Annotated in this window: 19 protein-coding genes; 8 read left to right on the forward strand and 11 right to left on the reverse strand. The window is 39.2% G+C overall.

The window, feature by feature from the left end; genetic code table 11:
• The first annotated feature begins 1 nt into the window (after nt 1).
• Together K0S23_RS08485 and K0S23_RS08490 are read left to right on the forward strand one after the other, a co-directional pair.
• The gene (locus tag K0S23_RS08485; RefSeq protein ID WP_300356146.1) at nt 2–880 is read left to right on the forward strand and encodes an NAD kinase; all 879 of its coding nucleotides are present in this window, start codon (nt 2–4) and stop codon (nt 878–880) included.
• 10 nt (nt 881–890) lie between these two features.
• Nucleotides 891–1883, forward strand: coding sequence for a LacI family DNA-binding transcriptional regulator (locus K0S23_RS08490; RefSeq protein ID WP_300356148.1), 993 nt, complete (start codon nt 891–893; stop codon nt 1881–1883).
• 262 nt (nt 1884–2145) lie between these two features.
• Here the strand turns inward: K0S23_RS08490 and K0S23_RS08495 are convergent, their stop codons facing one another.
• Nucleotides 2146–3723 carry a T9SS type A sorting domain-containing protein gene (locus tag K0S23_RS08495; protein WP_300356150.1) on the reverse strand — a complete coding sequence of 526 codons (1578 nt, stop codon included), beginning with the start codon at nt 3721–3723 and terminating at the stop codon, nt 2146–2148.
• 174 nt (nt 3724–3897) lie between these two features.
• Entirely contained in the window at nt 3898–5628 is a 1731-nt protein-coding gene (locus K0S23_RS08500; protein WP_300356152.1) for a DUF4139 domain-containing protein, read from the reverse strand.
• A 144-nt stretch (nt 5629–5772) separates the two neighbouring features.
• Between K0S23_RS08500 and lysA the strand changes: the two genes are divergently transcribed.
• A complete protein-coding gene (gene lysA, locus K0S23_RS08505) occupies nt 5773–7005 on the forward strand; it encodes a diaminopimelate decarboxylase (RefSeq protein ID WP_300356154.1) in 1233 nt (410 codons plus the stop codon).
• A 50-nt stretch (nt 7006–7055) separates the two neighbouring features.
• Here lysA and K0S23_RS08510 read toward each other — a convergent pair whose 3' ends face one another.
• Entirely contained in the window at nt 7056–7706 is a 651-nt protein-coding gene (locus K0S23_RS08510; RefSeq protein WP_300356156.1) for a class I SAM-dependent methyltransferase, read from the reverse strand.
• A gap of 37 nt (nt 7707–7743) precedes the next feature.
• Here K0S23_RS08510 and K0S23_RS08515 point away from each other — a divergent pair, with 37 nt between their 5' ends.
• A complete protein-coding gene (locus tag K0S23_RS08515) occupies nt 7744–8769 on the forward strand; it encodes an alpha/beta hydrolase (RefSeq protein ID WP_300356158.1) in 1026 nt (341 codons plus the stop codon).
• A gap of 45 nt (nt 8770–8814) precedes the next feature.
• On the opposite strand, the gene K0S23_RS08520 is transcribed toward K0S23_RS08515, so the two are convergent.
• On the reverse strand, nt 8815–9177 hold the full coding sequence (locus K0S23_RS08520; RefSeq protein WP_300356160.1) for a TfoX/Sxy family protein: 363 nt from the start codon (nt 9175–9177) through the stop codon (nt 8815–8817).
• A gap of 84 nt (nt 9178–9261) precedes the next feature.
• Nucleotides 9262–10722, reverse strand: coding sequence for a 1-hydroxycarotenoid 3,4-desaturase CrtD (crtD, locus tag K0S23_RS08525; RefSeq protein ID WP_300356162.1), 1461 nt, complete (start codon nt 10720–10722; stop codon nt 9262–9264).
• A gap of 77 nt (nt 10723–10799) precedes the next feature.
• Between crtD and K0S23_RS08530 the strand changes: the two genes are divergently transcribed.
• Together K0S23_RS08530 and K0S23_RS08535 are read left to right on the forward strand one after the other, a co-directional pair.
• Nucleotides 10800–11207, forward strand: a complete 408-nt coding sequence (locus K0S23_RS08530; protein WP_300356164.1) for a VOC family protein — start codon at nt 10800–10802, stop codon at nt 11205–11207.
• A gap of 77 nt (nt 11208–11284) precedes the next feature.
• A complete protein-coding gene (locus K0S23_RS08535; protein WP_300356166.1) occupies nt 11285–12247 on the forward strand; it encodes an NAD(P)-dependent alcohol dehydrogenase in 963 nt (320 codons plus the stop codon).
• A gap of 4 nt (nt 12248–12251) precedes the next feature.
• Here the strand turns inward: K0S23_RS08535 and K0S23_RS08540 are convergent, their stop codons facing one another.
• The 3 genes from K0S23_RS08540 to K0S23_RS08550 form a co-directional block, all read right to left on the reverse strand.
• Entirely contained in the window at nt 12252–12827 is a 576-nt protein-coding gene (locus K0S23_RS08540) for a Crp/Fnr family transcriptional regulator (RefSeq protein ID WP_300356168.1), read from the reverse strand.
• Nucleotides 12828–12943: 116 nt separating this feature from the next.
• Nucleotides 12944–13372 (reverse strand): hypothetical protein, encoded by a 429-nt coding sequence (locus K0S23_RS08545; protein ID WP_300356170.1) that lies wholly within the window; start codon nt 13370–13372, stop codon nt 12944–12946.
• Between the two features lie 166 nt (nt 13373–13538).
• Complete coding sequence (locus K0S23_RS08550; RefSeq protein ID WP_300356172.1) at nt 13539–13847, reverse strand: helix-turn-helix transcriptional regulator; 309 nt, start codon at nt 13845–13847, stop codon at nt 13539–13541.
• A 199-nt stretch (nt 13848–14046) separates the two neighbouring features.
• On the opposite strand from K0S23_RS08550, the gene K0S23_RS08555 reads away from it, so the two are divergent.
• Nucleotides 14047–14391, forward strand: coding sequence for a PadR family transcriptional regulator (locus K0S23_RS08555; protein WP_300356174.1), 345 nt, complete (start codon nt 14047–14049; stop codon nt 14389–14391).
• Nucleotides 14384–15541 (forward strand): hypothetical protein, encoded by a 1158-nt coding sequence (locus K0S23_RS08560; protein WP_300356176.1) that lies wholly within the window; start codon nt 14384–14386, stop codon nt 15539–15541. The genes K0S23_RS08555 and K0S23_RS08560 overlap by 8 nt, the downstream gene beginning before the upstream one ends.
• A gap of 66 nt (nt 15542–15607) precedes the next feature.
• Here K0S23_RS08560 and K0S23_RS08565 read toward each other — a convergent pair whose 3' ends face one another.
• From K0S23_RS08565 to K0S23_RS08575, 3 genes are all read right to left on the reverse strand, one after another.
• Entirely contained in the window at nt 15608–15985 is a 378-nt protein-coding gene (locus K0S23_RS08565; protein ID WP_300356178.1) for a VOC family protein, read from the reverse strand.
• Nucleotides 15986–16099: 114 nt separating this feature from the next.
• Nucleotides 16100–18064, reverse strand: coding sequence for a tetratricopeptide repeat protein (locus K0S23_RS08570; protein WP_300356180.1), 1965 nt, complete (start codon nt 18062–18064; stop codon nt 16100–16102).
• Nucleotides 18065–18221: 157 nt separating this feature from the next.
• Nucleotides 18222–18699 (reverse strand): T9SS type A sorting domain-containing protein (locus K0S23_RS08575; RefSeq protein ID WP_300356182.1); only part of this gene is annotated, 478 nt, incomplete at its 5' end.

The following is an 18699-nucleotide window of genomic DNA, read 5'->3' on the forward strand; positions in this document are numbered from 1 at the left end:
GATGCTGGTAGCTGTTTATAGTAAGAAAGTCACTAAAGCTACGATCCCTACTTTTATGCGTTTCGTTGCTGCAACCGAACGATATGGTTGGAAGTTAATTCTTCAAAAAGACCTGAAGGACCAACTGGTAAAGAAAGCCGGAATTTGCAAAGATGCAGAGGTGTTTACAAATCATGAGGATTTTCATAGGGGAATAGACCTTGCATTTAGTATTGGGGGAGACGGGACTTTTTTAAGAACTGTAGCCTATATCCGTGATTCGGGTGTTCCTATTTTAGGTATTAATACCGGGAGATTAGGGTTCTTGGCAAATATAGGTGACGAATTATTTGAAGATGCCCTGGAACTGGTTCGCCAAAAAAGATATGATTATCAAAAAAGATCCTTGCTTCGTGTGGAGACAGAACGAAGTATTTATGGTTCCGACAACGTTGCCATGAATGAGGTAACTCTCCTAAAGAAAGATACTTCATCCATGATTACTGTCAATACCTTTTTGGATGATAAATACTTGAATTCATATTGGGCAGACGGATTGATCGTTGCAACTCCAACAGGTTCTACCGCCTATAATTTAAGTTGTGGCGGTCCGATCGTTACTCCTGGTTGCCAGGTTCACATTATTACACCGATTGCACCGCATAATTTAAATGTTCGTCCGGTGGTTGTTCCGGATAATATGCCTATCAAATTAAGAATCGAGGGAAGAGAACGGAATTATTTGATCTCATTGGACGGGAACGCCAAAAGTATCAAGCAGAATGAAGAAGTTTTGATTAGAAAGGCAGAATATATGATTAATGTCATTAAATTAGAGGACACTAATTTCTTGGATACGATCCGTAACAAAATGTCGTGGGGAAAAGACCAGAGAAACTAACGTTTTAGGAATGAAATCAAAAAGAACATCACTTGCGGATATTGCCGAAAGTTTAAATGTTTCAAAATCTACAGTATCATTTGTATTGAATGGCAAAGGCAAACAGTTCAATATTAGTGAAACAACACAGAAACTAATCCTGGAAAAAGCAAAAGAACTGAACTACGTTCCGAACTATTTTGCGAAAGGCTTGAGAGAAGGTAAAACACAAACTATCGGTTTGGTTTTGGCGGATATTTCCAATCCATTCTACTCGGAATTGAGTAAAGCAATCCAGGAATCCCTATATGAAAAAGGATACAGTTTGTTCATTGTTTCAACCAATGATGACAGTACAATGGAGCTTAAACTGATTCGGGATTTGATTCTTCGTTCCGTTGACGCTTTGATTATCGCTCCGTGTAACGGAATTCCCGCATTAAAACCGGTTTTAGACGAAACACCTATCCCGGTGGTTTGGGTTGATCGGATCGGTGATGAATTTGCTGATTTTGTGGGCGTTGATAATTACATGGAGTCTTCCATGCTGGTTAAAAAGTTCTCAGTGAAGCCAAAGAAATTGGGCGTTTTACATCCGAAAAGGTCGGACGTAATGACTATTCAATTGCGTATTGATGGCACAAGATCAGCGTGTGAAAAACTGGAAATTCCTTATGAATTGGCGTCGTTGAGCGAAAATGAAAAAGAGAGTGTAGAGAAAATGAAGCAAATGATCGCTGATGGTGTGGATTCGTTTGTAGCTTTAAATAACAAAGTGGCACTTCACGCAATCAACGCTCTGAATATCCTAAAAGTAGAAATTCCCAAAAAAGTACGTATTATTTCTTTTGACGATTCGGAAGCATTCTCTTATTTTGCACCTCCTGTTACCGCATTAAGCCAACCTGTGAATGGTATTGGCAGGGAGACGGTTGAAAGACTTATGGACAGATTGAAAGAGTCTACAGAAAACAGAAAGCATCTGATGATGGAGTGCTCATTCATTGAAAGGGGCTCACATTAATTCAAACAGATAATTTTTGACTCCATATTCAATCTCTTGTAAATTATAAATATCTCATAATCTGTCTGATATCGAATTGACAAAAAACCGTCAGCTTAGGCCGACGGTTCTGTAGCGGTAATAGATGTGTTAGAATTTCTTCTCTAACAAATATATCCTGGGGTAGATCTACTTCCAAATTATTTTACTTGTTCATGTAAATTATTCGGCAGGTGTTAAAAAAGAAGCTATGAATGCTTAGAATTCACACTATGAATGCGATCTACTTTTGGATCAAAAACCGGTGATTTTCTGAAATAGTCTCTTGTTTATTCCATGCTTTTAATATATAGACGCCTTGCGTTAAGGATGTAATCAGTTGATTTTCAGATTTATCATTGTTGTTTAGTACTTCAGTGACTGACTTTCCGTTTAGGTCGTAAACCTGGTAATAGATAGCTTTGTCTGCAAAATGAATGGAGATAATGCCTTCTTCTGACGATAGGTTTGTAATCAATTTTTTAGCATCAGCAGAGCAGTTAAAGGCCGAAATCAAATCGCTGTAATCCAATTTGCCATCCATATCAACGGCAGTCAAGCGATAGTAGATCTGTTTCTCCCATTTTCGCTGATCGATATAGGAGTATTCAAGGGGAACTTCAGAGCTCCCACTTGCCTGGATACTTGAAAGGGGATAGAAAATCTGACCATCATATGTGTACTCAATCAAATAATGATCTAAACGGCTTTCTGTTTCTGCCTTCCAGAAAAGACGGTTGGATTCACCATCACAATCGGTCTTGAAAACGCTTAATTCAACAGGCAGGACTACTGTTGAGGGACAAAAATATTGTTGATTGTTTAACCCGCCGGTTGCAGCAGTCGCACCCCAATAAACCGTATTGTCCCCTCCAAAAACTGAAGTTACGAAGTTTCCGTTACAGGTTAAACGCAAATTTCCATCAACGTAAATTTTAAGATTAAGAGTTGAAGGATCCCAGGAAATCGTGATGATATGAGTTACTCCGTCATCCAAATTTGCTGAAGAAGCAAAAGCAGGAGTAGGTCCGCAATAAGGAGCGGCTGGTCCCTGCAAGTTTCCATCGATTTCTACCGCAATATGATCTGCCAGCAAATCGTATATATGTGCAGGATTATCGTTGTCATATGTATCAAATTCGATAACAAGGGAGTTCGGAATACCACCGGCACCCAATTGTCCTCCCGCAGTTCCGCAAGCTGTCGGATTTGGCTGGAAAGTGAAAGTCGTTCCATCTGCCCCGTTGATGTTATTACCAAAATAATAATTCAATGTCAAATTAAACGGTTGATTGAAATCAATCACCGTATTATTCCATGCACAACCGGTTTGATTGACTGTTTCTGGAGTGAGTTCGATACAGCTTTGTCCTCCGATTGTTTGGTAACTCGCATTTCCGTTCAAACAATAATTACCAGTGTTGGCAACCATTCGATATGCTAGTGTGACATTTGAAGTTAGGTCATGGTTACAATTGTATTTTGAGATCAAAATCCGAACAGTTCCAGTGAATGTTGCAGTCCAGTTAATAGAAGCATTGGAGGAACAAATATCATCGGCGTATACGATTTCGGTAACCCCGGCAGCATTCAGTAAAGTCAACTGAGTATCAATCCCGGAAGAGGCACCACCGGCACAAAAAGTAAATTCATACTGGTTACACTGGACAACGTTAATTGTATAATATCTTCCGTTTTGGGTGGCTACGGTTTGATATGCAGCACTTGGAGTAAGTGTTCCTGCTGCTGTTCCTCCTGTACATGCTAAGAGCGGAATAACGCAGAACCCACTAAAAAGTAGTAATAAGATGGTTTGCTTCATAATAATAGTTTGAGCAAACATACTAAAACGATATAGTTATTTCCTAATTTATTAATATATTATTTACTAAAAATTTAGCATATAGTAATCCTGATCGAATATTTCGCAACAAAACAAAAAGAAAGCCCTAACAATAAAAGTCAGGGCTCTCCGGTTTCAGCTCATTGCTTCGAATTAAAAACTCGGACTGCTGATTGTTTTGAAAGTCCGCGTGACGACTTTTGAATTTTTTGGATATTTGACTGAATAACCCAGTTCCAGGTTGACAGTTTCGCCTGGTTGAATTGTTACAGTGTAAGAAACTTCTCCGGTGACATCATCTTTTTTACCGCTTCCAATGGTTTCAACGGTAACCGATATTTCACTGTCTCGTGACAAAGGAATTTGGTCGAATACGTTGATTTTAACCGGAACAGTTCTGTTGTTTCGAAGCTGGATGTCATAATAGTAAGTGTCTTTTTTCGTACTTCCTGAAATTTTCTTGGTACTCATTTCTGATCTCAGTTTTCGCAATACCTGGATCTTTGAATCACGCCCGAATGAAAGGCTTAGGGTATCATCTACATTATTCGTATTGATCTCGCTTACACCAACATAATTACCTGCAAAATAGACGTTAGTTGGTCCCGGAATCAAATCCAGGTCCTGCCAGCCTACAATATTTGCCAGTAAGAAAGATCCATGGTCCAGTTTCGGAATGGAAACGTGAGTGAAGGTTGCAGGCATATTGATCTCTTTGATCTCAACGATGTATGGTTTTGCATCTGTTGGACAGGAGAATGGGTGAGCGATCGGGAAATCTACGTTCAAATCAGAGATCTCGATTTGTTTCATAGCAACAGTGCTTACTTTTTTACCTTCATTTTTGCTTCCCGCTCTGTCTGACTGAAAGTACTCTCCGTTTTCGCTTACCTTCTGATCCAATACATAGTTATCATACGCACGCTGGTTAGCCATGTTGATTTCGTTCATGACCTCATTGCGGAATTCTGTTTTTTGCTGTATAGGCTGAACATAAGATTTTTTGCTGTAATCTGCTTGTTCACCGTATCTTAAATAAAATGGGTTCAAGACAGGAGAAGCTGCGCTGAGTAAAGGGTCTGAGGTACTCAAAGTTAATGCAACGTTCTTCCACTCGTTCCCCGTATTGTTGTAAACTTGTGCTTTGTACTTCAGATTGATCGGCTGATTCAGATCGGTAGCAGATAAGTCGTAAGTTGCTGCCCAACCGCAATCGGAAACCAAGTATTTCAAAACTCCCGAAATGTCGGTATTGTTATCTGCATCGATCAATACGATAACCTGGTTACTTCGTTGATTTTCTGTGTAATTCAATTCCGTTAATTTGAAGCGGGTATCACTTATTTTAGCTGATAGTACTTCTTGTTCTTTTCGGATTTTGGTGACTGTTTTATTGATCTCAAAAGTGCGTGTACGGTAGTATTCTCCTGCAGCTTTTATTTGATCGATCGTCAAAGTATTCTGACCTTTTAAATCCTTATTTGTATTCAAAATCCCGAGCTCAGCCTGGTAAGAACTTAACAGATCTACATTCAGCTGGTGACGGTCTTTTAATTGTTCGAGTGAATCGGCTAATACTTTAATTCTTGGATTCCATTGTTCGGCAGCCAAAAAATCCATTTCAGTTGAAATTGATACCAGTCGAAATGTACCTGATCCGCTAAATTGGATGGTCCGCGGATCTGCAAATGCCGATATTCCTGAGAAGATGATTTTGTTTCGTCCCTTTGTCAGTTTAACAGGTGTCTCGTGAGTCATTTCACCCGCAGTAAGAAATAGCTTGACTCGTTTGATTTCTGTTTTCAGAACCTGCTCATTCATATTCTGAGCAAGAGATATGAAGGGTCCGAGGATTACTAATAGGTTTATAATGTGTTTTTTCATAGAATTGGGTTTTAGCGTGAATACAAATTAACAGGACATTCGTTCAAAATAACATTGTTTTATTTTAAACATATTGTGTTAAAACAAAAACTTTGTGAAATAAATATTTATATCTAATTTTGTCCTCTGAAAAGTAATAATAAAATGAACTCAAAACTCTTAGAATCTGTAGCTAACGAATATGGAACTCCTGTTTACGTGTACGACGAAGCAAAAATCATTTCACAATACAATCGTTTGAAAAATGCTTTTGGTCCACAGGAGGTGAAATTACATTATGCCATGAAAGCATTAAGTAATATCAATGTGCTGAAAACATTAAAGGAAGAAGGCGCGGGTTTGGATGCTGTTTCGATCGAGGAGGTACAGTTGGGCTTGAGAGCAGGTTTTGAGGCTGGTGAAATTATGTATACACCAAACGGAGTGGCTTTTTCTGAAATAGAAGAGGCGGTTGCTTTAGGTGTAATGATTAATATTGATAATCTGAGTGTGCTGGAACATTTCGGAATGGTTTACGGGGCAAGTGTCCCGGTTTGTATCCGGATAAATCCGCATATTTTAGCCGGTGGTCATGCAAACATTTCTGTGGGCCATATTGATTCTAAATTTGGAATCTCAATCCATCAGTTGAGACATATACAGCGGATTGTGGAGCATTACAAGCTGCATATTGTTGGTTTGCACATGCATACCGGAAGCGATATTGTAGACGCAGATGTGTTTTTACAGGGTGCTGAGTTGTTATACCAGGCCGCTGGTTATTTCACGGAATTGGAGTTCATGGACTTCGGTTCGGGCTTTAAAGTCGCTTATCAGGAGGGGGATTTCGTAACACCGATTGAAGAAATAGGAACCAAGATCGGAGAATCCTTCCAAAATTTCTGCAAAGAGTATGGCAGAGAACTTGAATTGTGGTTTGAACCCGGAAAGTTCCTGGTGAGTGAAAGCGGTGTGCTGCTGGTTTCGGTAAATGTTGTGAAACAAACTACTTCCACTGTTTTTCTTGGGGTGAACAGCGGTCAAAACCACCTCATTCGTCCCATGTTCTACAATGCATATCACCGGATTGAAAATATTTCAAATCCCGACGGACATAAAAAATTGTATTCTGTAGTTGGTTATATCTGTGAGACAGATACCTTTGCTTATGATCGTCCGATTTCGGAAGCAAAGGTTGGGGATGTACTGGCGATTTATAATGCCGGAGCTTATGGCTTCAGTATGAGTAATCAATATAACTCGCGTTTAAGACCGGCCGAAGTCTATATTAAAGAAGGAATTCCTCAGTTGATCCGGAAAAGGGAAACACTGGAGGATGTCGTTCGTAATGAAATAGACTTGTCAAAAAGTTCTTCTTATGTTATCCAAAATAGATAAGCATAAGCTTTTCGTTAACCTTCATTGAGTCAGTCAGTATTACGGCTGGCTCAGTGTTTTTTAAGGGCTTGTTTCTTTGCGATCAGAATCAGATCCGTATCTGTTTCGGTTTCAGAAACAGGGTAGGGCTGAACTTGTTTTGAGAGAATTTGAAACCCAATTTGTTCCAGAAGCTGAACCAAAAATCCGGCTTCGTAATAATGCATCATTAACTGCTCACCCGTACTTGAAGCTTTTAGGCGGGAATTTTCATACAGATCTTCCATTGTACTCAAATAAAGAACCCCGTTTTCGCTTAGTTTCTGATACACTTTTTGAAGAAACGACTTAACCTGATCTATTGAGAGGTAAGGGAATAAAAAACCAACGATAATGGCATCAAAATTTGAATCCAGTTGATCGATCTCCATCGCATTATAAACTGTAAATTCAGCTGTCGGATTATTTATACGTGCCAGTTGTATCATATTTGGAGCCAGGTCGATTCCCAGCAGTTTTAAATCGGGTCTGCGATTCAATAAAAAATGACTGATGTTACCTGGACCACATGCAACATCCAGAACAGAAGCGCCTTCTTTCAATTGCGCTGAAAATTGGAGCAGTGATTCACTGTACAGTTCTACTGAAAAGAAGCGCTGCTGGTAAGTATCAGCCAGTTTGTTGAATAAATCAACCGCTTTTTGATTATTTGTTGCGTTCACAATTTTTTCGGGTAAATTAGATAAAATATTTGCTTTTATGATGCGTACGTTAGGATTTGTTATTGCCACGTCTTTATTGATACCACTTCTCTCTTTTTGCTCGAATAAGGGTGAGAAAGTGAATGAAAAATCGGAAGTAAACGAAAAAGGAAGATTAAAAGGAAAAAGAAAAATCTCTGCATTGGCAGATTCACCTGGAAATTATGAGTTTAATTACAATGACTCACTAAGTGATTATGTGAATGCTTATAACAAAACCCTGTCATTATTTAAAACAGCGATCAGTGAAAAGGATATACCAACTCAATTTGGGAATGCTCACGTGTTGGTTTGTGGAAAACAGGGAAATCCTCCGCTTGTTTTACTTCACGGAATGAACGCCAGTTCTACCATGTGGTATCCGAATATGAAAACACTGGCTAAAAACTATCGCGTCTATGCGATTGATTTTTTATTGGAGCCGGGAAAATCGACTTGCAATAAGGGATATTTGAGTAAAGAGCAAATCACAGACTGGTATGATGAAATATTTTCGAAACTCGGATTAGATTCATTTTACTTACTCGGGTATTCTCGCGGTGGATGGCTTGCAATGGCAATTACTTTAAATAAACCTGAAAAAGTAAAGAAACTTGTGTTGGTGAGTCCTGCCCAAACATTTACCTGGATTCCACCCAATTCTGCCATATTGAGTAATGTCACTTATAGCATTTCTCCGAATAAAAAGAATTTAGGAAATATATTATCGGGATTATCAGCGAGAAGCACAAATATAAGTGAAGTATACCTGGACCAATATTTATTAGGTACAACAAAGGAAAATATTTCCCCGCATATTTTTAATATGACTCCCTATTCCCGGAAATCTGTGGAGACTTTAGGAATGCCGGTTTTGGTATTGATTGGTGATAAGGACATTATAAATAATCAACGGTGTCTGAATAAAGCGGAGAAATGGCTTACGAATGTTCAAACCGGAACCATTCAAAATGCAGGGCACTTTATGAGTTTTGATCAGCCTGACACCTTTAATACGCTTGTTCTAAATTTTCTGGGGGAATAGAGTGAACTGCGCTTTTTCAAGTTCATTAACTGTTGAGCGCAGAATTTACTTGCTTTTCTTGGATTTTTTTGCTGTTGGATTGTATTTGAGACAACGGTCGATCCAAACCTGGAGGTTTTCCTGTTTTTCAAATCCGGGTTCGGAAACAAGCAGGTAGTTCTTCATTTTCCGTTCTCCCATAATCATCGGTTCGACATAGTTTTGTTCGATGAGTTCTGAAAAATCTTCGTCGCTTACCCTGCAAAGCAGCAGGTCTTCATTCGTGATTTTATCACTGTGTGTGCAGCAGAGCATTTTTTCGTCAACCATGAAACATATGCCCATGAACATTTTCTTTTCCTCAAAATCGACGGATCTCTGTAAAAGACACGCCCGAATTCGTTGTGCAGTAACTTCGTTATAAGCCATTCCCAATCAATTAATATACTAACTAAGATAAAAAGATATTAATTGTTTTTGAATTAATGCAGCTTTACGAAGCTAACGCTGTTCTCAATGAATCAGTTCCGTTGTAATCTTTGCAGAAAGCAGGCACAAAGGAATCCCACCTCCCGGATGTACACTGCCACCGGCGAAATACAGCCCTTTTATTTTTGAGAAATTGGGGTGGCGGAAAAATGCAGCCATCCTGTCATTTGAACTTGCTCCGTAGAGTGCTCCTGCAAAACTATTCGTGCGCTCTGAAATGCGAACGGGATCCAAATAATCCTCTTCTTCGATCAATGGTTCCAGATCTGTTTTCAGAATTCGGTTGATCTTTTCAATACATGCCTGTCGGATTTTCAAACGAAGTTTTTCCCAATCCTGACCCCGGTCGCTGGGAACATTTACCATTACAAACCAGTTTTCTTTTCCTGCGGGAGCATCAGCCGGGACCAATTTCGAAGAAATGTGTATATAGACTGTCGGGTCACTGCTTACCATGTTTTCATCAAAAATGGCTTTAAATTCCTCCTGGTAATTGGAGCTGAAAAGGATATTGTGTACATCAAGAGTCGGGAAAGTTTTTTTGATTCCCCAATAGAAAATGAGCGCAGAACTGCTTGGTTCCTGGTTCATAGTTTGTTTCGGTGCTTTTTGATCGGGAATTAATTGATTGTAGCTTTGTTTCACATCACAATTACTAATGACAAGTTCAGCCGGGTAGCTTTCTTTTTCGGTTTCAATCCCTATAACCTTTCGATTCTGCAATTGAATGCTTTTTACACGCTCATTGAAGTGGAACGTAATACCAAGTTCTTCAGCCAGCTTCATACATGCTTCCAAAATATGATGCATTCCCTTTTCGGGAAAATAGGACCCGATCCCAAATTCAAGATGTGGAATACTGTTGAGTACTCCGGGGGCTTTATATGGATTGGAACCATTATATGTGGCGTACCGGTCGAAGAGTTGAACGAGTTTCGGATGATTCAGCCGAACCTGATTAACCTCGTGCATGCTTTCAAATAAATTCAGTTTCCGGATGGAAGCTACCGTTTTCAAAATATCCAGCGAAATGTAAGAACTGAATTTATGCAATGATTTTTCTAAAAAGGAATGTTTGGTCCGCTCGAATAAATAAGAACTGTGCTCCAGGTATTCTTTCAAGGGCTTGGAATCTACTTTCAGCTTGGTTTCAATCTCCTCGAGTAATTTCTTCTGATCAGCATAAGCATGGAGAACGATCCCGTCTTCATAGAAATAATGACAAAGCATTTCCAGTTGCTGATAGTTGAAATAAGCCCTGGGATCTTTCCCGGATGTTTCAAATAATTCGTCGACCAAATAGGGAAGGGTGAAAAGCGAAGGTCCGGCATCAAAGCGATAATCGCCCAATTGAATTGTAGTCAGTTTCCCACCGGCATAGTGATTAGCCTCGAAAACGGAAACGGAATATCCTTTTTTTATTAAACGGATAGCGCTGGCAATTCCTGCAATTCCGGATCCGATAACAATTGCTTTCTTAGCCATAATCTAAAAGTAGTTTATTTCGAAATAACCTATTGGAATTGGAAGTTTAATTTATCATATTTGATTTTTTCGAAATTATGGGAAGAGCAATTGGAATTGGAGGAATTTTCTTCAAATGTAAAGATGAGAAAGCCATGAAAAAATGGTACAAAGAAGCACTGGGATTGAACCCAAACGATTACGGTGTGTTGTTTGCTTTTAATGGGAATTCGCACCCTACAGCTTATTTGCAGTTGGGAACCTTTCCGGAAACAACAGATTACTTTGGTGAAGAAAGTCAGCGGGCAATGATCAATTTCCGGGTAGAAGGGATCGAGAGCCTGGTGGTGCATTTACAAACCATGGGAACCGTGATCTGCGATAATATTGTAAGCTACGATTACGGTAAGTTCGTACATGTTTTAGATCCTGAAGGCAATAAGATCGAATTATGGGAGCCTGTTGACGGACCTTTTGACTCAGAAACCATGCAGGAAATGCGTTAAACCAATTTCTTAACTTAAGTCAATGAATTCCGGGAAGGACTGCAATACTTTTGTGTTAAATAAAAATCAGATCAAACATGAAAGCGGTTTATTGTACAGCGTATGGAAGTCCCGAAGTCTTAAAAATGGTGGATGTTCCAAAACCTTTACCCCAGGCAGATGAATTATTGATTCGAATTCACGCATCGGCAGTGAATTCCGGAGATGTGCGGATTAGAAAGGCAGATCCCTGGGCTGTGCGCTTGTTTTTTGGGTTTTCCAAGCCGAGGAAATCAATCCTTGGAGGTGTTTTTTCCGGAGAAGTAGTAGAAATTGGACAAGCAGTCACACAATTCAAAGTGGGAGATTCCGTTTTTGGTTCCACAGGAATGGAATTTGGTGCTTATGCTGAATTTAAAACTCTCAAAGAAAGAGCTGTTTTAGTTCCAAAGCCTGAATCTTTAAGTCATACCGAAGCTGCGATCATTCCTTTTGGAGCAATGACTGCTTTGCATTTTATTCAAAAGGCAAAAATTAAAGCCGGACAAAAAGTGTTGATTTACGGCGCTTCCGGAGCAGTTGGTTCTTCGGCTGTTCAATTGGCAAAGACCTTTGGAGCGGAAGTAACTGCCGTTTGCAGTGGTGCAAATATGGAACTGATGAAAGAGATCGGAGCAGATAAAGTGATTAATTATCAGCAGGAAGATCTATCTGTACACAATGAGAAATACGATGTGATCTATGAAGCTGTGAATAAACTATCCTTTGCACAAAGCATCCGACATCTTAAAAAAGATGGTGTATTAATCCTTGGGGCGGCCGGATTTCCTCAATTATTACGTTCAGGATTTGCACGAATGTCCGGAAGAAAAGTTCTGACAGGATTAATCAAAGAATCAGTGGAATCCATGACCTTCATTAAGGGATTGATTGAACAGGAAAAATTTCAACCCGTTCTGGATCGCACGTTTTCTTTAAATCAAATTGCTGAAGCGCATGAATACGTGGATTTGGGACATAAAAAAGGAAATGTAGCGCTTAAAGTTACTCCGGATGCCTGAGAATTTATTTCAAAGTAAGCCGCTTCCGTATTCTGCTGAGGGATTCCGGTTTAACACCAACATAACTTGCAATAATGTATTGAGGTACTTTTTGCAGTAAGACAGGTCTTGTCCGCATCAGGTTCAAATAGCGCTCTTCCGGTGAGTCTGTAAAATACGATCCTGAAAGTTCCTGTTGCTCTGCAAATACTTTTTCCATGACTTTGCGTGAAATGGTTTCTAACTTTGGAAATTGCCGGTAAAGCTGCTCTTCTTTTTCCCTATTTCCAACAACCAAAGTACATGCATCCACGCATTCTAAAAAGTGTTTCGACGGGATACTGTTGGTCATACTTTGCATGGAGATGACCCATTGTTCTTCGGTAAAGAAATTATTGGTTTTTTCTTCCCCTTCGATGAGGTAGTATTGTCGCACACAGCCGTCCAAAACAAAGTAGGTTTCAGACGAAATGTCTCCTTCCTTTAACAGAACGGTTCCTTTCGGATACTTTCTGATGGTTAATGTTGCTACAATCCCATCAATTTCTTCCCTGGTGAGTGGAAGAATTCTTGAAAAGTAATCAAGGAGTTTTTGTTCCATTTGTTTGTAAGCTTAAAGCCGAGTAAAATTACGGATTCAAACTCAAATCCAAATAAAGAATTGTTTCAGCGGTAGGAATACCGAGGCAATTCGAAACCAAAAACGCTCACTTTTTCTTACTTCAGGCGCATTCCGATCCCGATTCCCAAGTTCCATCTTCCATTGGCTGTTGCTGTTTTTGCATTATAATAAAGCGGAACCTGGATGGCGATCTTTTTGTAACAATACGTAAGACCAACTCCCAGGTTAGGAGTAACAGGTGAATTCTTAAACACGCCATGATCTTCTTTGTAACGCAGAGAAGGCAGCATTCCAAGGATGATTTTGGAACTTTTGTGGGTGAAACTGATATTTGGACCGGTGAAATTTAAGAAAGCACCTTTATCAATATAACCTGCTACGATTATACCATCGAAGGGTTTTAATTGAATCTTCGAAGTTGATTGTATGGTTTCGGATTTTGTTTCCTGGGCATAAGAAGAGAATAGCGCGAATAAGGAGAATGTAATGGAGAATAGTGCAGCGCAAGTAAACTGTTGTTTCATTTTTTTTGTTGCAAAGTGAATGCTTTTTTGGATAGATTTAAAGTGGTGCTCAGATGAATGTACTAAAGGGAAGGAAATATGTAATGAATGCAGTTTGGGTATTAATACACCCATAAATAATATTATCAGACATTATTACCATGGTAAATGGTGGATAATCTTACACTTATCCCTGGAAAGTAAAAGACCAGCGAATTTTATCCCACTCGTCCAGCATTTGTTCATTCTTCGACCAGAAATAGGTGTTCCCAATATAGTGTCCCCTGATCAAACCACTCCGCTCTATTAAGCTTACGTGATGATTAAGAGTCTTCTTATGCAAAGGAATAAATTGCTCCAACATTGGAATATTCATTATCTGGTAGTTATCCAGATATCCTAAAATTTGTATTCGTGCAGAAGCAGATATTACCAAGCCCAATTCCGCATTTCTATTTGTTCGATGATCAAAAACATGTTTCTTTTTCGCTCCCATAAAATAGTGTTTTCCTATTTAATTTAGTGAAAAAGTTGATTTGTGCAAAGGAGGAAAATATTTTTCTTGTTGATTTTTTTCTTCCAGCTTATATTTTTAAAATACTGATAGTCATTTGTTTATTAATTTTATCTAAATCAATACCTAACTTTCTTATGTAAAAATTTGCATACATAACATTCTTATGTATATTTGTCCTATGTATTCATCAGAACTTTTAAAAGGTACGCTTAAAACAATCGTTCTCAATCTGCTCAAGGACAACGGCAGAATGTACGGTTATGAAATTACACAACGCGTCAAAGATCTCACAGCTGAGAAAATTCAAATTACCGAAGGAGCACTTTATCCGACATTGCATGCGCTTGAGTCACAAGGCGAATTGCAAACGGAAGAGGTGTTTATAGGTAAACGTGTACGGAAGTATTACACGCTCACTGAAAAAGGGCAGTCGACGGCCAAAGAGAAGGTAAACGAGTTGGTAGACTTTATGAATACCATGAAGTTTCTGTTGGATTTAGAGCCAAGAACTGGAAATGGTTAGAGTTTCAGACGAGCAAGTTGATTTTATTCTTCGGGAAATCGAAGCGCATGGGGTTACTATTGAAGATCTGCAAAGGAACCTCCTGGATCACATGTGCTGTATTATTGAGAATGAAATGTCCGAAACAGACAACTTTGACCAGTTCTTTCAAAGGCTCTTACCTCGTTTTTTTAGCGACAACTTGCGTGAAATTCAAGAGGAAACAGAATTGTTATTAACCTTCAAACATTTTTACGCCATGAAAAAAACAGTAAATATTTCAGGACTTTTAGCAGCTGGTTTTACCCTGATGGGGTCAGTTTTAAAAGCCCTTCACATGTCGGGAGCCGGAGCCAGTTTCGTCTTGGGAATAATTATTTTTAGTTTGATCTTTCTCCCACTAATGATCGCCCTTAAATTCAGAGATGAAGGGTCTAAAACGGATAAGTTGGTTTTGAGTTTTGGATTCTTAGTCGGAATCGTTACTTCCTTAGGGTTCCTCTTCAGACTGATGCAGTGGCCTGGAGCTGGCATCATGATGCTGTCAGGCCTGGTGGCTTTTATCTTCGTGTATGTGCCCATCTATTTTTTCTCACGGGTCAGACGAGCAGATCTGCGATTTAACACAACTGTAAATTCCGTTTTGATGATGGCCTGCGGTGGATTGTTATTTGCGATGTACAATTTGGGCTACTCGACGAAAGCAGAAGAGTCTTCTCAGCAAGCATACCGCCTGTTGAATGAGGAGGTGGATAAGATGGATCAGCCGGTAATTGCATCAGTAAATCACCAGGATGTAATTGCACTACAGAAACAAGTGATTAAGTTGAATCGGGAAATTATTGATTTGAAATCGATCATTATCAGGAGTTCAACCCGATTGACTAAGTCTGAATACAGTGGAATGACAGAGGATCAGGCTTACGGCAAATTACCAAAAGAAGAGGCAATGTCTCGGATTATGAATGAACCGGTGAAAAGCAAATGGGGAAATATTTGTAAGCTTATCAACCAGGTGAACGGAAGGTTGGCCGTGGCATATCCGGCACAAAAAGACCTGGTATTTGAGATTAGTTCTATTGATCTGGAATCAAACACAACAAAAATTGCCTTGCAAAATTTGACCTTGATCCAAATGCACTTGCGCTTATTGAAATTAATCGCCAGCTAAATCAAATGATTTTTTGAGTACAGTTAAACAAAGCAAAGAGGGGAATTTTAATTAATTCCTCTCTTTTTATTTTGCATTTTCATCCACTTCAAAAATCCCAAATGTATTATGATCCAAATCGATGAAGTATCCTTGCCAGCATCTTCCCGGAATTGCAAATTTGGGGATTGCGACCTGTCCACCTAATTTTAATATCAAATCTGCAGTTTGATCGAAACTGCTTACCTGAATAGAACAGGTAAAGGCATTCGTTCCAAATTCCTTGGGTGGGGTTTTTGCCGGACGTTTTAATAATCCGCCGTACATGTTTTCTGTTTCTATCCGGTAATATTCGATTGGGACGAGTTCTTCCTTTATAAATTTCCACCCGAACAATGATTCGTAGAATGTTTTGTCCCGTATTGGATCGGATGATTGAATTTCAAAATAGGCAATGGTATTCATAGTTCTGCTTTTATCGAAGATACTGGAAACGAATTAAATAAAAAAAGAGAGAGCTCAAAATAAGCCTCTCTTTAACTATAATAAACATGTTTTAGTATTCGGAATGAATCTCAATTATTTAAAGAAAGGACTGTATTGTTCCACTTTTTCTTTATTTCCTGCTTGTTCGTAGGATATAAGCATTAGCCGTAAGACATTCATATTTGAAGGGTCTTTGGTATAGATAGTTTCAAATACTTTGCCGGCCTCTTCATAATTATTGGCAGCACCATATGAATTACCTAAGTTGGAAGCCATTTCTATATCATCCGGAAACTTCTGAGCTCCTTTTTTGAATACAGTAATAGCTTCTTTGTAACGTTTTAAATTGAATAAGGAAATACCATAGTTTTTGTAATTGGTGGAGGTGGCGTTTTTGTCCGTAACACCTTTCTTTAAAGCCTTAATTGCGCGATCATAATCTTTTACTATGAAGTGGGCATCTCCCAGGTTACCATAAAGTGAAAGATCATATGGGTTAAGTTCAATGGCTTTGTTTGTATAATGAATGGACTGCTCATATTGTTTCAATCGATAACAGGTAACTCCTAGATTGGTATAGGACCCGGCATCCAGTGAGTCAATTGAAATGGCTTTTTTGAAACTTGAGCTGGCAAGAAGTAATTGTTGTTGTGCGCTTATGGAATCAAGTTGATCGGTGTCCATTTTCAGCACTCCGTAATTGAAATGAACGCGCGCGCTGTTGGGGCTGTTTTGAACATCAGCGGTGAAAAGCGTTGAGTTGGATTCCCAGGCTTTATTGCGTTGAATGGTTTGAACACTAAAAATAACGCTTGCAAGTACTGAAAATAAAACTCCGGCCGATTGCCACTTTTCGGTTTGCTGAACCTTGAATAAGCTAAATACCGCAATAACAAATGCCATAATGATTCCTAAGGATGGCGCATAAATTAATCGGTTGGCATAAGTTGTCCCGATCAATGAGAAAATGTTGCTTACCAAAGTTATTGAAATGAAGAAAAACAGGATTCCAAATGCGATTTCAGGCTTTGTTTTACGAGTTTTGACAACAAGTATAGTGGATAAGGCGAGAACCAACAGGGTACCGATTACGGGAAGGGAAGCAAAGCTTAAACAAGGGAGTTGATTGTAGGAATAATCATAACTCAGGTTGTAAGGAACGATGCTTTCCAAAATATAACGACCTAAAATGCCGATTCCGGTGGCATAGCGTGAACTGCCTTCACATGAAACCAGGGAATTATCGTGATAAGTATAATGAATGGGTGGGGTGGGATCGGAATGAATCACCATCTGGTGCAGGATTAACCAGCCGCCTGTGATGAGTATTAATGGCAGTAATTTTTTTAGAACTGAACCAACAGCTTCTTTTTTTACCATCCAAAAGTAAAGTCCGAAAATCGGCAGATACATGATTCCCGCTTCCTTTGATAATAAACAGGCAAAGAATAAAAGTGCTGTTTTTATTGCGTCGATCGGTTTCCCGGGTCTTGCTTTTAATAAGCTGAAAAAGGTGAGCAGGAAGAATAAAAAACAGAGGATCTCATCCCGGCTTTTAATATTGGCTACTACTTCAGTATGGCTTGGATGGACCATGAAAATAAGAGTGATCGCAAAGGAAACCCACACGGAATAACCTGGAAGCAATTTCAATAGGAGTTTGAAAAGTAAGCCGATTGTTAGGGCATATAAAAGAACATTGACGAAATGATGTATTTGAGGATTATCAGGTGAAAATGCCCATTCAATAGCGAACATGATCATGGATAAAGGACGGTATAGGCCTGCATTAGCATCCCAGAATCCCTTCCAGTAAAAAGTGGAAAATAGATCAGGGATTCCGCCAAAACCTTCATGTACAAAGCGGTTGTTTTGAATGACTGCCAGATCATCCAATACAAATCCATGCTGGATGGTTGAACTGAATAGGAAGAAGGCAGCAAAGCTTAAAAGCCAGAAAAGTCTGCGTTGTATCAGACGGGAATTATCAACTAATGGAACAGAAACAGGCACTTTATGTGATGACTGCTTAACAGGAGAAGTTTTTTTATTTGACATGACCTTGCTAAATTAGGCTTATTTGTCTTTGTTCATCACTTCGCTGGTGAAAAACAGGGATTCATGAAATTATATTTTGATTGGTCGGTTTGAAGTTTTGTAAAATAAAAAAGCGGCGGTCATTTGACCGCCGCTTTTTTATTTATTAATGGGTCAACTATTGTTTCACCAATCGTTGGGTATGATTACCTGACGTTGTTAGGATGTTCACCAGGTAAACTCCTCTTTCAAAGGCTTCAACTGAAAGCACTTCCCCGGTTTGAGCATGGTCAACAGTCATCACGATTTTTCCTTTTGCATCGTAGATAACAATGGAAGCTTCGTTCGTACCTGTAAAGGTAACCATCACATAGTCCCGTGTCGGATTCGGAGTCAACGTAACTTCAAATGAAGTCTTGTTTTCGTCTAATCCAACCTGGTCGATAACCACACAGTTTGATGTATCACTGCATGAACCGTTTGTAACGATCACAGCATAAGAATCATTGGAAGTTGCCGTAAAGCTGGCATTTGTTTCTCCGGCAATTATTTGCCCTGAACAATTAATCCATTGGTAAGTACCTGTTCCTGTAGCTTGTAAAGTAATTGCATCCAAAGATGTAATTCCGGCTACCGGAGTCGTAACAATCGTTAAA

The organism is Fluviicola sp. (assembly GCF_029266855.1).
Lineage (GTDB): Bacteria > Bacteroidota > Bacteroidia > Flavobacteriales_D > Crocinitomicaceae > Fluviicola.